The organism is Corynebacterium sp. LaCa117, assembly GCF_046717765.1.
GTDB classification, from domain to species: domain Bacteria; phylum Actinomycetota; class Actinomycetes; order Mycobacteriales; family Mycobacteriaceae; genus Corynebacterium; species Corynebacterium kefirresidentii.
Genome location: NZ_CP177102.1, coordinates 2,110,483 through 2,125,904 on the forward strand (window position 1 = coordinate 2,110,483; position 15,422 = coordinate 2,125,904).

Sequence of the window (15,422 nt, forward strand, 5' to 3'; positions counted from 1 at the left end):
GCTTCAGCTACTTAGCGGGTCAGCTTGCGGTGGGTCACGCGAGAAGGACGGGCTGCCTCTTCACCGAGGCGGTCGACCTTGTTCTTCTCGTAATCGCCGAAGTTACCCTCGAACCAGAACCACTGGCCTTCTTCCACATTGCCTTCCCAGGCCAAGATGTGGGTACAGGTGCGGTCCAGGAACCAGCGGTCGTGGGAAATGACCACGGCGCAGCCCGGGAACTTCTCCAGCGCGTTTTCCAGTGAGCCGAGGGTTTCCACGTCCAAGTCGTTGGTCGGCTCGTCAAGGAGGATCAGGTTGCCGCCCTCCTTCAGGGTCAGCGCCAAGTTCAGGCGGTTGCGCTCACCACCGGAAAGCACCTTGGATGGCTTCTGCTGATCCGGGCCCTTGAAGCCGAAGGCGGACAGGTAAGCACGCGACGGCATCTCGTTTTGGCCGACGTGAATGTAGTCCAGGCCGCCGGAGACAACCTCCCAAACGGTTGCCTCGGGGTCGATGTTTTCACGGTTCTGGTCCACGTAGGACAGCTTGACGGTATCGCCCACCTCGACGGAACCGGCATCCGGCTGCTCCAGGCCAACGATGGTCTTAAACAGGGTGGTCTTACCCACACCGTTCGGGCCGATAACGCCCACGATGCCGTTGCGCGGCAGGGTAAAGGAGAGGTCCTTAATCAGGACGCGGTCATCGAAGCCCTTCTGCAGGTCCTTGACTTCCACGACCTTATTGCCCAAGCGCGGCGGGGTAGGAATCTGGATCTCTTCGAAGTCGAGCTTCTTGTATTTCTCGGCCTCGGCAGCCATCTCCTCGTAGCGCTCCAGACGAGCCTTGTTCTTGGCCTGGCGGGCTTTTGCACCGGAGCGAACCCATTCCAGCTCGTCCTTCAGGCGCTTGCGCAGCTTCGCATCCTTCTTGCCAGCAACCTCCAAGCGCTCCTGCTTCTTATCCAGGTAGGTGGAGTAGTTGCCCTCGTACGGGTAGAGCTTGCCGCGGTCAACCTCACAGATCCAGCCCGCGACGTGGTCAAGGAAGTAGCGGTCGTGGGTCACGGCCAAGACAGCACCCGGGTAATCGGCCAAGTGCTTCTCCAGCCACTGCACGGACTCGGCGTCCAGGTGGTTCGTAGGCTCGTCGAGCAGCAGCAGGTCCGGCTCGGTGAGCAGGAGCTTAGCCAGCGCTACACGACGGCGCTCGCCACCAGAAAGGTTGGTCACTGGGGCATCGGAAGGCGGGCAACGCAAAGCTTCCATTGCCTGCTCGATCTTGGAATCAACCTCCCAAGCATCGGCGGCGTCCAGTTCCTCCTGCAGCTTGCCCATCTCTTCCATGAGCTCGTCGCTGTAGTTGGTGGCCATTTCCTCGGCGATCTGCTCGAAGCGCTGCTTCTTTTCAAAGATATCGCCCAAGCCCTCTTCGACGTTGCCGCGTACGGTCTTCTCGTCATTGAGCGGCGGCTCCTGCTGCAGGATACCCACGGTGGCGCCCGGATCTAGGAAGGCCTCGCCATTGGAAGGCTGGTCCAAGCCGGCCATAATCTTCAAAATGGAGGACTTACCGGCACCATTGGGGCCGACCACACCAATCTTGGCACCTGGGTAGAACGCCATTGTTACATCGTCAAGGATGACCTTATCGCCAATTGCCTTGCGCACGTTTTTCATCGTGTAGATGAATTCGCCCACTTTTACCCCTTTGCAAAAATTTGGGAGACGTATTTATCTACACAAACACTACATCAGAACCACCGCTCGAGTGCCTCGGGTCAGGTACACCCGAGGCGATCAAGCAAGGGGCGAAACGCTTAAGCGTTGACCGTTGCGGACTCCCCCTCGGCAGCTTCCTCTTCCACCTCGGCGTCGAAGGCCTCTTCTTCTCCACCGCGAGCAGCTGCGGCTTGTGCAGCTAGATAACGGTCAGCCGCGGTATCTGCAGCGGTATCTCCAGCCCCTACCTGTTGTTGCGGCAGGCTGTGGTCCACGTCTGGTTCGATAGCATTGTCCCCCAGCTCTGGGACCGCGATATTTTCCTGGTTGTACTGCGGGACGAGGCGCTTTGTACCGATAACGTGACGGTTCAAGTCCAGGCCCACGTACTGCGCCTTAATATACGTGCGGAAATGATCGGCGCCCTGGTCATCGCGCCATTGTTCGGTAACGAGAGACCCCACGATGACTAGAGGCATGCCTTTTGCCAGGGATTTGCGCACGTTGATGGCGAATTGATTCCACATCTCGACGTCGATATAAAGATGATCCACGTCACGCCACTGCGGCGCCTTGGTGTTGTGTCCTTCCGTATTGTCCACACCGGCATCGGCTTGGCGGTCCGGGATCCGGCGCGAGGAGGCGACGCGCAGCTTGGCTTTATAGGCCCCAGTGGAGGTTTTGGTCAAGATTGGGTCGCGAGTAAGGCGACCGGTCAAGGTAATTGGGTATTGGGACATGGTGCTAGAAAATCCTTTGCTGGATAGTTGGGTTGGCGAGTGTGGTTTTCCTCGCTCGTTTCCACATCCTGATACCCGCGCACAAGCCACACCATGCCGGCGACCCCAACCCTGTGAATAACTTGTTGTATCCGTCAACGAAGGACAGAGTTTGGGGAGATTTTTAACCGGTTATCCACAGGCTAGCGCCCGCGGAAGCTCGATTCATCGCCGTGTCCCATATCCTGCAGCATCGCGTTATAGCGTTCCAATTCGGCATCATCGTCCGCATCCGCCTGCATATCATGGCGGCGGGCGGTAGCACGGTCATCGCCCAGCCAATCCAGGAAGAGCTTGCCAAAGACGATGACCAGCGGGAACTGGCCAAAGCCCCACGCAATGCCGCCGCCCACGCGCTGATCTTGGAGCAGATCCTGATCCCACGGCAGGTCCAAATACTGATAGAAGTCGGCACCCAGCACGCTTTGCAGCTGCATGAGATATACACCAGCAAAAAGGTGGAACGGCATGGAAAGGAATAGCACGGCTAAGCGGAATGGCGTAGATCGACGATTGGGAAGCGGGTCCGGCCCGATGATTTCCCAAAAGTAGAAGCAGCCAGAGACGATGAACGCGAAGTTCATAATAAGGTGGCCTGCGTGTTCCGAGATGGCAAATTGATACAGGCTCGGGAACAAATACAACACGTACAGGAAAAATAGGTACTGCACGAGATTGACAAACGGATTGGTAATAAACGCGACGACCTTAGATTGGGTGGCCGCCAGCGCATAGTCATGCAGGCTCGGCTGACCCTTTGGCCCAGGCTCAAAGGCCTCCATAAGCAGGGTCAGTGGCGCACCAAGGACGAGCAGAAGCGGTACCGCCATCGACAAAATCATATGTACCAACATGTGCATCGAGTACATCGCTGGCATATAGAGGCCTAGGCCGGTAGACATCACGAGGGTCATGCCCAGCGCGCCGCTCATAAACCATGCAGTACGTCCCTTGTTCCACGTCAGGCCACGCTTATGCACGCGGTAGACGCAGTAGCCATACGCCGCGGCCAAGAGCAGGCCAATGGTGCCGAACATGATGTCAAAGCGGAACATAGTCCACACGTTGAGCACCGTGGGCTTTTCAAAGAGCTCATAGCCCATCAAAATCTGCATCGAGTTGAGGTTCGGATCGCGCGGCGCTGGGGGCACGGTGCGCCCCAGCGTAATGGCCACGCCAATGGTGCCGGCCATAACCGCTACTTCCACAATGGCGATACGGATAAAAAGGCGCGGATCCTTGCCCAGCTGCGGGATGGTGAGCTCGCGGTGAGCAAGGCCGAAGATTCCCAGCAAAATCGTGAGTACGAACTTAGAGATCAAGATGATGCCATAGGCAGAATCCACCAAATCGGAGATATTCATGCGGATGAGGGTGTTGATCAAGCCAGATACTGCCAGCACCACAATGGCCATGAAGGCAATGCTGGAGTAACGCTTTACCGCAAAGGCGAGATTGGGGCCAAGGCGCCGACCATGGGCGATTAGCGCCATGAGCCCGCCTACCCACAGCATGACAAAGACCAAGTGCCACAGGAGCGAATTGGTGCCATAGTCGTGGTCACCACCAGCCGCGGAATGGCCTTCCATGCCGATGGGCACAACCTGCAAGATGGACAAGAAAAGCAGCACCGGCTGCATCGACCAGCCGCGACCGCACAAGCCAAGAATGCCCACGACAAGGGCGATGAGTACGGAGATTCCCCACACAATGGTGGTAGAAATTTCCGTCAACGCCATCTTCATAGTGGAAGGTTCAAATACCTGGAAAAATGGCGCGCCGGTGAGATCGGACATAATGAGCGGAATTTCCACTAGCCCTACGGCCGCCATACCGAAGGAAGCCCAGGTACCTGTGCGCGCGGCGATGTGGCCGTCGACGGACAAGGGGGCGTCGATAAGCGCAGCGTTGTCTCCACGCGGAGCAATGAGGAACGACGAGGCTAAGAACGAGCCGATGGACAAAGCCATGAGTATCCAAGCCAAGCCGCGAAAGAGCGGCAGGCCAAAGGTGGTAATGCGGCCGGGGTCTGGAATTCCCAGGGCCGCTAGGGAATCGGCGAGGAGGAACAGGGAAATGAAACCAGCGATCAAGCCGGCAATAAGCATCGCCGCGACATAAATTCCCCAGGAAGAACGAGGTTTCTTCCCCGCCTTATTTACACTGTTAACCTGCTCATTTGCCATAGTGCGCATTGTATAGCGCAACCTAGTTCCCCACCTAACACACATTTTGTCTTTACATGTGTCATGATGGAGCTTATGGACACCCGTCAACTTCTTTATTTCCGCGCCGTTGTAGACAATGGCTCCTTCACGCACGCTGCCGAGTCCCTCGACATGACCCAGCCGTCCCTGAGCCTTTCCATACGAAAGCTAGAAAAGGAACTTAATGCCCAGCTCCTTTCGCGCGGGCGCTCCGGCGTCTCCACCACGGAGGCCGGCGATTATGTCTATGAAACGGCCGTCAAGGTTGACGCTTTACTGAGCGAAACCCAGCGCCATATCAGCGAAATCACCGGCGACAAGGCCAGCACCGTTTCCCTCGCCTCCGCCCCCATTTTGAACTGGGAATTTACCCCTTCCGCCCTGGCCGAACTGAAGCGGATTTACCCCACTGCCACTATCTCGCTGGACGACGCCGCGCCAGCCACCGCCATCAAACGCCTGCTGGACGGCCAGGTGGACCTAGCGCTCTTGCCGACGTCCGATCCAAAGGCCTTCATTCGCCGCTACTCCCCCGAGCTCACCGTCCACCAGGTGGCCACGTTCGATTACTCCGTCGCCCTTCCCCAGCGCCTCGCCGAGTTGGAATCCCCCGTCTCCCTCGCCGAGCTGAAGAAGGAAACTTGGCTTGTCCCACCGCGCAGCCGCGAACTTCCGGAACTGGCCGAGTTCTACCACGACCTGTGGAATAGCCGCCCGGGCCTCAAGCCGGAAAAGACCCAGGAGGTCGCCAGCCTCAATAGCGCAATTCCCATGGTCTCCAGCGGACTGGGTGTTAGCATCGTGCCCAATTGCGCACCTACTGTGCAGCCGCACGGCATCATCACCCGCCCCATTGCTGATGACCTGCCGCGCTACTACGCCATCGTGGCCTACCGCACGGATCGCGAGCTGACCGCAGCTGCCCAAGACTTGGTGGACATCCTGCGCTCGCCGCAGCGCACCCTGGCTTAGGTTTCCTCGCCCTCGTGGGCTACTATGAGTGCGTTGTAAGCCCCCATAGCTCAGTGGATTAGAGCAGTGGGTTTCTACCCCATGTGTCGCGGGTTCGAATCCTGCTGGGGGCACCGTGTCATGAGTCGCGACATGTTTGACAGATGAGTCGCGACATCGTTGACAAACCGGCATCTCAGTTGCTTTTGTTCTGGGGTGCCGGTTTCTTTGATCGGGTGGTCAGAGCAAGGGTTCACCGTTCCGAGCAGCAGTACCAAGACGTCGTAAAGAACATTTACGCCTGACGGTCGGAGCCATTTCCCTCTCGGGCTCTAGAAGGTTCCTTAAGTCCTAAATGGCCGCACTTTATTTCGACGCCACTGGATTGCGACCTTGATGGCGTACAGCTTTAACGATTGCCATATTGCGATTAGGACTGTTCATAGTGTCAAACATGTCCCGACTCACCAGTCAAGTATCACCCGACACGGTAAGGTAGCCCTAAGCGTCAAATATGTCGCGGCTGATCTGTCAAGCATCACGACGGTTCCCTCAGGCACAGACTGTCAAATATGTCATGAACTCAGACACTGCTGGGGGCACCGCGCGAAAGCCTTGAGGCGCCGAGTTTCTCGCCGCTTCAAGGCTTTTTGTTTACGCTAGGACTCACCATGCCCCCACTCCGGAAAGGCTTAACCATGTCACTTCCCGCTCCTTCCCGCACGTCCTACGCCCTCGTTACGGGTGCCAGCCAAGGCATTGGCAAGGCCATGGCGCAGGATTTCGCAGCACTGGGATATAACGTCATCCTTGTGGCACGACGCCGCGAGGTCCTGGAGTCCATCGCCGCCGAGCTCGAGCAGCGCCATAATATCGAGGCCATTGCCCTGCCGGCGGACCTAGCGGTAGCTGACGACGTCGCCCGCGTGGCCGAGACCATCGCCACCCGCGAGGTATCGATTTTGGTCAATTCCGCCGGCATCGCCAGCTTCGGCCCCTTCATGGACCAGGATTGGTCGTACGAGACAACGCAGTTCGAGCTCAACGGAACTGCCGTCCACCACCTCACGCGAGCCGCCTTGGCGCAAATGCTGCCTCGCCGCAGCGGCGCTATCTGTAATGTCGGCTCTGCCGCGGGCAATATCCCCATCCCTAATAACGCCACCTACGTTTTCACCAAGGCGGGCGTCAATGCGTTTACGGAGGCCCTACACTACGAGCTGAAGGGCTCCGGTGTCTCGTGCACCCTGCTCGCCCCCGGCCCCGTGCGCGAGGCCACCATCGCAGAGGAAGACCAGTCGATCGTAGACAAGGTGGTACCGGACTTTTTGTGGACCACCTACGAGTCATGCTCCCAAGAAACCATCGAGGCCATGCGCCGCAATCAGCGCCGCGTGGTGCCCGGCCCGCTATCTAAGGCGATGAATACCCTCAGCCAGGTGCTGCCCACCCCGGTGATTGCACCGCTGGTAGGCAGCTTCTACGCCAAGATGGGCTAGGCCCCGGCACCTTCTAAGTCCTTGTCTTTGTCTTTGAGCACGCTGCCCTCGCCGCGTGCTCGTTTGCGCTCTACCCAGAAGTCCGCGTTCTTGATACCCAAAGCTTCTGGGTCGAACTGCGGATCCTTGCCGGCCTTCTTTTGCTTTTCGTAGTCCTTGAGCGCCTTGATGGCGGGAACCTGCAGGAAGAGGATGGCGATGATATTGAGCCATGCCGTCGTGCCGACGCCGATATCGCCCAGCGCCCACGCCGCACCCGGAGTGGTGGTGGCGCCAACCACGACGGAAACAATAATCAGCGCGCGCAGCACCCAAATCAGACCACGGCGAGCCGTGCGGGAGCGGACCCAGCGGTTGAAGTAGGTCAGGTTAACTTCGGACATGTAGTAGTACGCCAGGACTGTCGTAAAGGCGAAGAAGGCAATGGAGACGGCAATGAAGGTTGGGCCCCAACCGGCGAAGACGCTATCGAGTCCGGACTGCACGTAGCCAGGGCCAACCTCGACGCCATCAGGAAGCGAGCCGTTGTAGACCACTTCGCCGTCCTCGGAGCTGCCGCGGAAGACGGTGTACATGTCCGTAGAAATAATCATGAACGCGGTAGCCGAGCAGACGAAGAGCGTATCGACATACACCGCGAAGGACTGCACGAAGCCCTGTTTAGCAGGGTGAGAGACCTCGGCGGCTGCAGCGGACTGCGGGCCGGTACCTTGGCCAGCCTCATTGGAGTAGATGCCGCGCTTAACACCCCACATGATGGCCGCGCCCAGCATGCCGGAGAATCCGGCTTCCATATTGAATGCGGACCTGAAGATGAGTCCGAAGACCTCCGGAATCTGCGAGAAGTTCATGCACATGACCACCACGGAAATCACGATATAAATGAGCGCCATGAATGGCACGACAATGGTGGCGAAGGTCGCAATACGCTTGACGCCGCCAATAATGATGATGGCCAGAATGCCCGCCAAGACGACGGCTGCCCAGGTGGAGTTGATGCCCCAGGCGGTATCGGCCGCGGCGGCCACCGCATTGGCCTGGATTGCCGGCAGGAAGTAGCTGGTAGCCAAGATCATGGCGACGGCAAACACGATGCCATAGACCACCATGAATGGCGCGGCCTTAGTGTGCTTGTAGGCCTTTTCGATGTAATAGGCGGGCCCGCCGCGGTACTCACCGGTGTCCTGGTCCTTCTCCTTGTAAATCTGCGCCAACGTACTTTCGATGAACGAGGTGGACGAGCCCAACAGCGCCACTGCCCACATCCAGAACACGGCGCCAGGCCCACCGAAGGCGATGGCTGTGGCCACGCCGGCGATATTGCCCACGCCCACGCGGCCAGAGAGCGAAACCATCAAGGATTGGAAGGAAGACACGCCATCGGCGGACTTTTCTCCGTTAACGATCTGCTTGAGCATGTCCGGGATGCAACGCACCTGCAGGCCGCGTGTCACCACGGTGAAATAAATACCCGCGCCGAGGCATAAAAACACCAAGACGGGGGACCAAATTACGGTATTGAGGGCATCGAGGAAGTTTGCCATCTGGTCTCTCCTAAGTCTGTCGCACCTCCCGAATGAAGAGCGATTAACCAGAGTATGCCCTAACTCACATCAATGAGTGAGCCAAATCACCGAATAATTTTATGCAGTATGGCGCCACACTTACTGAAAGCCGGCGTTGTCCAGTAGTAATCGCCCCTCCAGGGCAGCCCGGCTCGTACCCCATACAGGGGTAAAAGCACGCGGGAGTAGAATGGGCCGCATGCCACATTCCGACATTGCCGCAAAGCACGACCGCCTCGTTTGGATCGATTTGGAAATGACCGGCCTGGACCCCGAGCGCCATGTCATCGTCGAGGTCGCCGCCGTCATCACCGATGGCAATCTCAACATCCTGGGAGAAGGCATCGATCTGGTCGTCCACGCCACCGAGGAGGAGCTGGCACAGATGGATTCCTTCGTCACCGAGATGCATGCCAGTTCCGGGTTGGATAAAGAAATCTGCGAGTCCACCACCTCCATCGGCGAGGCCGAAGATGCCGTGCTTGCGCTCATCAACGAATACTGCGATCCGGAGCACCCCGCTCCCCTGGCCGGCAATTCCATCGCCACTGATCGCACGTTCATCCGCACCTATATGCCCCGGCTCGATAGTGCCTTGCACTACCGCATGATCGACGTGTCCACCATCAAGGAGCTTGCCCGCCGCTGGCACCCGCGCGCCTATTTCAACCAGCCCGATAAAGGCATGGCCCACCGCGCACTGCAGGACATCATCGAATCCATCCGCGAGTTGGACTTCTACCGCCGCAGCGTCTTTCGCACCGACGAGGGCCCCACCTCCCCCGAGGCGGAGCAGATTAAGGCCGAAACTACCGCAGATTACCAGGCGTTTTTGTAATTTAGGCGGCGTGAGTTAACCTATATCTCGTTGCTTTCACGCAGCGATGGTGGCTGTAGTTCAGCTGGTAGAGCACCAGGTTGTGATCCTGGGTGTCGCGGGTTCGAGTCCCGTCAGCCACCCCAAGTGCCCGAGCCTTACGCTCGGGCTTTTTCAGTTTTCTACCTGCATGCTCGCCAGCAGCTCCTCCGAACGAGCCCGACCAGCAACATCTGGCATATCTCCGGTGACCACAAACTCACTAACGCCTAGCCGCTTGCCGACGCCCCTTAGTTCCTCCCTCACTTCCTCCACCGTTCCCCATACGTCATGGGCCAACGCCTCCTCTATGCGCCGGCGCTGCTGCCCCGTGGGGGCATCCATGTCCAGCTCGCCCGCTGGCCGCAAGGTCGCGAACTCGCCGGTCGATTGCGCTCGCACCTTCGCATAGGCTTCCGGCAACAAGAGATCACGGGCGGCCGCGGACGTCTCGGCAACGGCGATATTGAGCGAAGAGATAATGGGCGGGGCGTCGGCAAGCGCATGTTCGCGATACACTCGCGCAGCGGCCTCCTGCGTGGCTACAGGACCGCCCAGAATGACACCAAGCCCCAACTTTGCCGCCACCATTGCCGAGCGAAAGCCCGCCAAAACATAGAGCGGGGTGCCCCTATACCCAGGCCTGACCGTCACCGCCTCTTCGCCGCGCAGGTAGCACAAGAGCGTGGCTAGCTCCGCCTCGAAGCGCTGCTTCACCTCGGCCGGCTCCCCCTGGCGCAGCGCCTTTCGCACCGGCACGGTAAACCCGACGGAGGAGCCAATCCCTATATCAATGCGCCCGGGATACAGCGCCTCGAGGAGATTAATCTGCTCGGCCACCAGAAACGGCGGGTGATTGAGCAACATAATGCCGGCCGTCCCCACCCGAATGCGCTACGTCTGGGCCGCAACGTGCGCCGCGAGTATCCCCGGCTGACCCGCTGGAATTCCCGGCACACCGTGATGCTCGGCCACCAGAAAACGCTGAAAACCCAACTTCTCTACGTGCCGGGCGTGCTCGGCCACCCGATCCAGTGGGCCGGCTGCCCCGCGGTCCAAAACAGAAAAGCGCATGGCCACCACTGTAGCCATGCGCTTGTGCCTTGTGCGGCCGTTAGGCGCTACTGATTAGCGTCCGCGTTACCTTTCGACCACTCATCCCAGGACATATTCCAGTCACCGAGACCATCCAAGGCGTTGAGCGTCTCACCGTAGGAGTTGAACACGCGCACCACATCGCCACGCTTCATCGTCTCCTGGAACCACTGCGCAGCCTCCGGCGTCACATTGACGCAACCGTGGGACGTATTGGTATTTCCCTGCGCCCACACGGACCACGGAGCGGAGTGGACATAGATGCCGGAATAAGACATTTGGGTAGCCCAGTCCACAGTCGTGCGGTAGCCGCCAGCGTCATGGGCTAGGCCGAAGGTCTCCGAGTCCATGACTAGCTGCGGGTGCTCATCGCCGATAACGTAGCGGCCATTGGGCGTATCGTACTGATAATCGCGGCCAAGCGAGACCGGGATGGCACGCAAGAACTTCTTATTCTTAAAGACCTTCATCGTCTTGGTGACGTTATCAATAATGGCCACCGTGCGGTCACCGATGGTGAAATTCGTCTTGGCGTTTTCACCGCCATAGATTCCCCCACCTAGGTCCTTGCCATACTGGTCCACTTTTACTTCAACCTTAGTGCCCGGCTCCCAGTAATCCTTCGGACGCCAGCGCACCTCCTGGTTATTGACCCAGTGGAAAGCACCTTCCACCTTGGGGTTAGTGCTCACAGTAATGGTCTTTTCAGCCGCCTTCCGGTCCGTAATTGGCACACCGAAATTCACCCCAATAACCTGACCGACGCCGACTTCAGAATCCGGGATAGGGGAAAGCGAGACTTCGGCAACACCCGCTGCTTGCGGAGTGGAAAAACTGAGGTTCTTCTTGTTGCCATCTACATCGGAGGCCACGATGGAATAGGTGTGGTTATAGCCCAGGTCCTCCGCCGTAGACCACGTCTTGGCATCCTTGGAGAGCTTTTCTTTAACTTCCACGCCCATTTCATTGGTCATGGTGACGCTCTTGAGCTTGCCCGTGGTCTCCACGGTGACTGGCTTGGACGGATCTACATCCGTCGCCCCGTCCTTTACGGAGGCTACAAGGCCGCCTTTCTTTTTCTCGGACTCTTTGCCGCCGTCCCTGTCTCCATCCGCATGTGCGGCGGCGGTGGATTCTTGGTCGGCAGCCTGATTCTCGGCTGAGGAATCAGAGGAGCAGGAGGCGGCGGCTAGGGAAATGCACGCAACGCCTGCGGCCGCTACGAGACGGCGCGCGATAGGGAGGGAATTTTTCACTGAGTTGCCCTTAGACACGTAATTGCTGCTTTCAAAGACCAACATAGATTAGCGTCTCCCTTCGCCAATTACCAGAAGCCACTTCAGGCATTAACCAATTTGTTATACACCCTTCAAAAACCGCTTTGACCAGGCGATTTTACACTTTTAAAGAATGGCTGCTAGAGTATCTACTCGTTGCACAGAGAGCCACACGGCAGGAAGTCAACAATGCGCCATTAGCTCAATTGGCAGAGCAACTGACTCTTAATCAGTGGGTTCGGGGTTCGATTCCCTGATGGCGCACAATATAAATCTCGAGGCGTTGTTCTTAGAACGATACCTCGAGATTTTTCTTTTTACGAGCCAGTCCCTGTCACCGCGCTGCGCATGACTTATGTGCTCACAGCGCCAAGAAACCAGACGCCTGATGGCTCACCACTAAAACAGGGCCGGGTGATTACCCGGCCCTGTGCTATCTCACCCGCAACGGGGCAATGAGTGGAGCGCCGCCATGCTGGACGACGTCCGCCTCTACCCCATACACGCCCTCCACGAGCTCCCCCGTGAGAACGTCCGCAGGCCTACCTTGAGCGCGAATATGACCCTTTTTAAGCACCACCAGCTGGTCACACATGCGCGCGGCCAGGTTGATGTCATGGATGGCCACAAGTCCCAGGCTGCCATCGCGCTGCGCTTTGGCACGGACCTCATCCAAGACAAAGATCTGGTGATGGAGGTCGAGGGCGGAGGTAGGTTCGTCGAGAAGCATCAGGCCCGGGTTGCCCACCAACATCTGCGCCACCGCCACCAACTGGCGCTGGCCGCCGGAAAGCTCGTTGAGGTAGCGCGAGGCAATCGCGTCCAGCCCTAGCGAGTGCAGCACCTCGCCGGTGCGCGTAATCGGGTCCTCGCAGGCCTCACGGCGCGCAGAGATCAGCACGGCTTCAAACGCCCGCAGCGCGGCCGTGCTCGTGAGATCCTGCGGCACGTAGCCGATGAGCTGCCGGCGGCGCTTGCCGCGCGGGGCCGTGCCATCGACGCGGAAATCCACGTCTCCGTCGCAGCCGCGGTGCACGCCGGCCAGGGACTTAATGAGCGTGGTCTTGCCGGAGGCATTCGGCCCCAACAATCCCACCAGCTGCCCGCCGTGGAGTTTTTCCACATCCACGGACTCCAGCACGCAGTGTTTGCCATAGGCCGCACTCAGCCCGGAAATAGTCAGTTCTACGTCCACAGTGCCCTCCTTCGGGTCATAACGATGGCAATGAAGAATGGCACGCCCAGAAGCGAAGTAACGATACCAATGGGAATGGCCAGGCCCGGCTTAATCATCAGGCTCACCGCATGCGCTGCACACATCACGGCAGCACCCGCCGCCATGGAGGCCGGCAGGAAGTAACGCTGGTCCTCGCCTACCAGCATGCGGGCGATGTGCGGGCCCACCAAGCCAATGAAGCCGATGATGCCTGCGAAGGCCACGGTCGTCGCCGCGACCAGCGAGACCACGATAAGCACCACTACGCGCAGGCGCGAGGTATTGATGCCCATGGCGGTAGCGCGGGCGTCGCCAAGCCGCAAGGCCGTCAGGCGCCAGCCCAGCACCCACAGGATAGGCAGGGCGATAATGAGCACGGCCGCCAGCACGCCATTGGCCGCCCAGTTGGCGCGAGTCAGAGAACCCATGGACCAATAGACAATCTGCTGCAGCGCCTCGGCCGAAGACCGGTATTGGATAAGCGCCAGCATGGCTTGGAAGAAGAACACCAGGCCGATGCCCAGCAGCACCATAGTTTCCGCCTTAGCGCCGCGAATAACGGCCGCAATCACGATGATCGCAGTGGCTACCGCGGCCGAAAGCCACGCCACCAACGCGAGATTGAACTGCGGCTGCGCAATCAGCTGCCATTTGAGCACGATGGAGCTGGCGCCGCCAAACGCGGCGGCCGCCGAAATGCCCAGCGTGAAGGGCTCGGCTAGCGGGTTATTGAGGATGGTCTGCATCTCCGCGCCGGCCAAGGACAAGGCCATACCGATAAGCACGGCCATCACGGCCATAGGCAGGCGCAGTTGCCACAGCACCGTGCGCGTCTGGTCCTCCAGACCCGCGGGATTCACGATGCCCTTTATTACCTCGCCCGGACTGATATCAATCGCGCCCACAAAGTTGCTGATAATAAAGGCCACGGCCGCAATCAGGGTCAGGCCCGCAACGATGCCTATGCGTTGCCAGGTTAACTTCTTATGTTGCCGCGCGAGGGCGGCTACCTCTGCACCCTCCATTAGTTGGTGCTAAAGAAGGTTCCCTCACCAGAGACCGGCGAGTACTTTTCTTGCGCATCCATCCACTGCTTGGCGACGTCCATATCGGCATACGCCTCCGGGTCGATCCACTCGGCCACCTGCAGCAACGCTAGGTAATTAAACGGCGAATTATAGAATTGGTGCCACATGCTGTGGAAGTGGTGTTCCTTGACCGCACGCAGCTTATCGAAGCCAGCCTGCTTACCCGGCAGCTTAGCCACACTGCCCTTGGCTTCCTTTTCATCGATGCCGTAGCCCACTGCAGCGTATCCGACAGGGTGGCCTTCATCGTCCTTCATCTCAGACCAATCGCCACCGGTGGCGATGATCATATCCGGGTCAGATTCCAGGACCTTTTCCGGGGTGATCGTGCCAGACTCGCCCGGAATGACTTTATCGCCGACATTCTCGCCACCGGCCGCGTTGACCAGCTGGGAGATATTGGAATCGTTCCACGAACCACAGCAGTCGGAAACGCCGGCCGAACGCCAGACGAAGGTCTTTGGCTTATCCTTAACCTTCTCCGCGCGCTCCTCCACCAAGTCCACGGTCTTTTGCCAATCCGCGTTGAATTCCTCCGCGCGGTCCTCTTGGCCAAAGATCTCACCGAAGATGTCCATAGTCTTAGGCGTACTCTCCAGCGGGTCGCGGCGGAAGTCGGTGACCGCATACTTCAAGCCAGCCTGATCCATCTTGTCGGTCAGGCCAGCTTCGCGGGAGGCATCGTATTGATCCAGCGAGAGCACAATGAGGTCCGGGTCTAGGCTCACGAGTTTTTCTACGGTGACATCGCCCTTGGCAAAGCCGCCGATCTCTGGAACCTCGTTTACGGACGGCAGTTCCTTTTCCAGCGCCGCGTAGTAATCCGGCACGGTCTGTTTAAGATCCGTGCCAATGCCGACGACCTTGTCCAGTGGATTATCGGGGTCGAGTACACCGGTAGCAAAAATCGATCGGCCCTCCCCCAAAATCACACGATCGGGAGCCTTATCCAGTTCCACGTCACGGCCGATGATATCGGTGAAGGAGAACTCAGCATCGCCGCTGGAGCCGCCAGTTACTTCCTCAGCTGCGCCGCAGCCGACGAGTGCGGTTGCCGATGCCGCCACAACCGCCATTACCTTGAAGGGGGTATGAGCCATTTTTAGTCCTTGGTCGTTGGATGCCCTCGCAGTTAACGCAAAGGGCCTTACATAGGACATCCTAACCTGATTAAGTAAGGTAACCC

11 protein-coding genes, 3 tRNA genes and 1 pseudogene are annotated in these 15,422 nt (G+C 58.7%); 6 read left to right on the forward strand and 9 right to left on the reverse strand.

The window, feature by feature from the left end; all coding sequences use genetic code 11:
* Positions 1–11: 11 nt before the first annotated feature.
* From ettA to ACLI1L_RS10290, 3 genes are all read right to left on the reverse strand, one after another.
* Positions 12–1,682: an energy-dependent translational throttle protein EttA gene (gene ettA, locus ACLI1L_RS10280; RefSeq protein ID WP_204611117.1), complete on the reverse strand. Its 1,671-nt coding sequence runs from the start codon at positions 1,680–1,682 to the stop codon at positions 12–14.
* Between the two features lie 119 nt (positions 1,683–1,801).
* Positions 1,802–2,443: a single-stranded DNA-binding protein gene (locus ACLI1L_RS10285; protein ID WP_086588458.1), complete on the reverse strand. Its 642-nt coding sequence runs from the start codon at positions 2,441–2,443 to the stop codon at positions 1,802–1,804.
* A 182-nt stretch (positions 2,444–2,625) separates the two neighbouring features.
* Entirely contained in the window at positions 2,626–4,677 is a 2,052-nt protein-coding gene (locus ACLI1L_RS10290; RefSeq protein WP_411707502.1) for a cytochrome c oxidase assembly protein, read from the reverse strand.
* Positions 4,678–4,743: 66 nt separating this feature from the next.
* Here ACLI1L_RS10290 and ACLI1L_RS10295 point away from each other — a divergent pair, with 66 nt between their 5' ends.
* The 3 genes from ACLI1L_RS10295 to cmrA all read left to right on the forward strand — a co-directional run bounded on the left by ACLI1L_RS10295 (position 4,744) and on the right by cmrA (position 7,139).
* Positions 4,744–5,661 carry a LysR family transcriptional regulator gene (locus ACLI1L_RS10295; RefSeq protein WP_411707503.1) on the forward strand — a complete coding sequence of 306 codons (918 nt, stop codon included), beginning with the start codon at positions 4,744–4,746 and terminating at the stop codon, positions 5,659–5,661.
* A gap of 39 nt (positions 5,662–5,700) precedes the next feature.
* Positions 5,701–5,774 (forward strand) — tRNA-Arg (locus ACLI1L_RS10300).
* Positions 5,775–6,338: 564 nt separating this feature from the next.
* Complete coding sequence (gene cmrA / locus ACLI1L_RS10305) at positions 6,339–7,139, forward strand: mycolate reductase (RefSeq protein ID WP_198491968.1); 801 nt, start codon at positions 6,339–6,341, stop codon at positions 7,137–7,139.
* On the opposite strand, the gene ACLI1L_RS10310 is transcribed toward cmrA, so the two are convergent.
* Positions 7,136–8,683, reverse strand: coding sequence for an alanine/glycine:cation symporter family protein (locus tag ACLI1L_RS10310; protein ID WP_198491969.1), 1,548 nt, complete (start codon positions 8,681–8,683; stop codon positions 7,136–7,138). The genes cmrA and ACLI1L_RS10310 overlap by 4 nt on opposite strands.
* Positions 8,684–8,894: 211 nt before the next feature.
* Here ACLI1L_RS10310 and orn point away from each other — a divergent pair, with 211 nt between their 5' ends.
* Positions 8,895–9,542: an oligoribonuclease gene (gene orn / locus ACLI1L_RS10315; protein WP_005323995.1), complete on the forward strand. Its 648-nt coding sequence runs from the start codon at positions 8,895–8,897 to the stop codon at positions 9,540–9,542.
* Positions 9,543–9,591: 49 nt separating this feature from the next.
* Positions 9,592–9,667: transfer RNA gene (locus ACLI1L_RS10320), tRNA-His, on the forward strand.
* Between the two features lie 28 nt (positions 9,668–9,695).
* Here ACLI1L_RS10320 and ACLI1L_RS10325 read toward each other — a convergent pair.
* Positions 9,696–10,652 (reverse strand): annotated as a pseudogene (locus ACLI1L_RS10325) (MsnO8 family LLM class oxidoreductase).
* A gap of 29 nt (positions 10,653–10,681) precedes the next feature.
* Positions 10,682–11,953 carry an Ig-like domain-containing protein gene (locus ACLI1L_RS10330; RefSeq protein ID WP_408923414.1) on the reverse strand — a complete coding sequence of 424 codons (1,272 nt, stop codon included), beginning with the start codon at positions 11,951–11,953 and terminating at the stop codon, positions 10,682–10,684.
* Between the two features lie 170 nt (positions 11,954–12,123).
* On the opposite strand from ACLI1L_RS10330, the gene ACLI1L_RS10335 reads away from it, so the two are divergent.
* A tRNA-Lys gene (locus ACLI1L_RS10335) sits at positions 12,124–12,196 on the forward strand.
* A 169-nt stretch (positions 12,197–12,365) separates the two neighbouring features.
* On the opposite strand, the gene ACLI1L_RS10340 is transcribed toward ACLI1L_RS10335, so the two are convergent.
* Genes ACLI1L_RS10340 through ACLI1L_RS10350 form a run of 3 tightly spaced genes read right to left on the reverse strand, consistent with a single transcriptional unit; the run spans position 12,366 to position 15,336 of the window.
* Entirely contained in the window at positions 12,366–13,127 is a 762-nt protein-coding gene (locus ACLI1L_RS10340; RefSeq protein WP_347950565.1) for an ABC transporter ATP-binding protein, read from the reverse strand.
* The gene (locus ACLI1L_RS10345) at positions 13,118–14,173 is read right to left on the reverse strand and encodes a FecCD family ABC transporter permease (RefSeq protein WP_198491973.1); all 1,056 of its coding nucleotides are present in this window, start codon (positions 14,171–14,173) and stop codon (positions 13,118–13,120) included. The genes ACLI1L_RS10340 and ACLI1L_RS10345 overlap by 10 nt, the downstream gene beginning before the upstream one ends.
* The gene (locus tag ACLI1L_RS10350) at positions 14,173–15,336 is read right to left on the reverse strand and encodes an ABC transporter substrate-binding protein (protein WP_198491974.1); all 1,164 of its coding nucleotides are present in this window, start codon (positions 15,334–15,336) and stop codon (positions 14,173–14,175) included. The genes ACLI1L_RS10345 and ACLI1L_RS10350 overlap by 1 nt, the downstream gene beginning before the upstream one ends.
* Positions 15,337–15,422: the final 86 nt, after the last annotated feature.

What these genes read in the sequence shown, in the direction of transcription:
- ACLI1L_RS10285 (WP_086588458.1), bottom strand. Translation starts at nt 2,443, where the DNA reads ATGTCCCAATACCCAATTACCTTGACCGGTCGCCTTACTCGCGACCCA.
- ACLI1L_RS10350 (WP_198491974.1), bottom strand. Translation starts at nt 15,336, where the DNA reads ATGGCTCATACCCCCTTCAAGGTAATGGCGGTTGTGGCGGCATCGGCA.
- orn (WP_005323995.1), top strand. Translation starts at nt 8,895, where the DNA reads ATGGGCCGCATGCCACATTCCGACATTGCCGCAAAGCACGACCGCCTC.
- ACLI1L_RS10290 (WP_411707502.1), bottom strand. Translation starts at nt 4,677, where the DNA reads ATGCGCACTATGGCAAATGAGCAGGTTAACAGTGTAAATAAGGCGGGG.
- ACLI1L_RS10295 (WP_411707503.1), top strand. Translation starts at nt 4,744, where the DNA reads ATGGACACCCGTCAACTTCTTTATTTCCGCGCCGTTGTAGACAATGGC.
- ACLI1L_RS10345 (WP_198491973.1), bottom strand. Translation starts at nt 14,173, where the DNA reads ATGGAGGGTGCAGAGGTAGCCGCCCTCGCGCGGCAACATAAGAAGTTA.
- cmrA (WP_198491968.1), top strand. Translation starts at nt 6,339, where the DNA reads ATGTCACTTCCCGCTCCTTCCCGCACGTCCTACGCCCTCGTTACGGGT.
- ACLI1L_RS10310 (WP_198491969.1), bottom strand. Translation starts at nt 8,683, where the DNA reads ATGGCAAACTTCCTCGATGCCCTCAATACCGTAATTTGGTCCCCCGTC.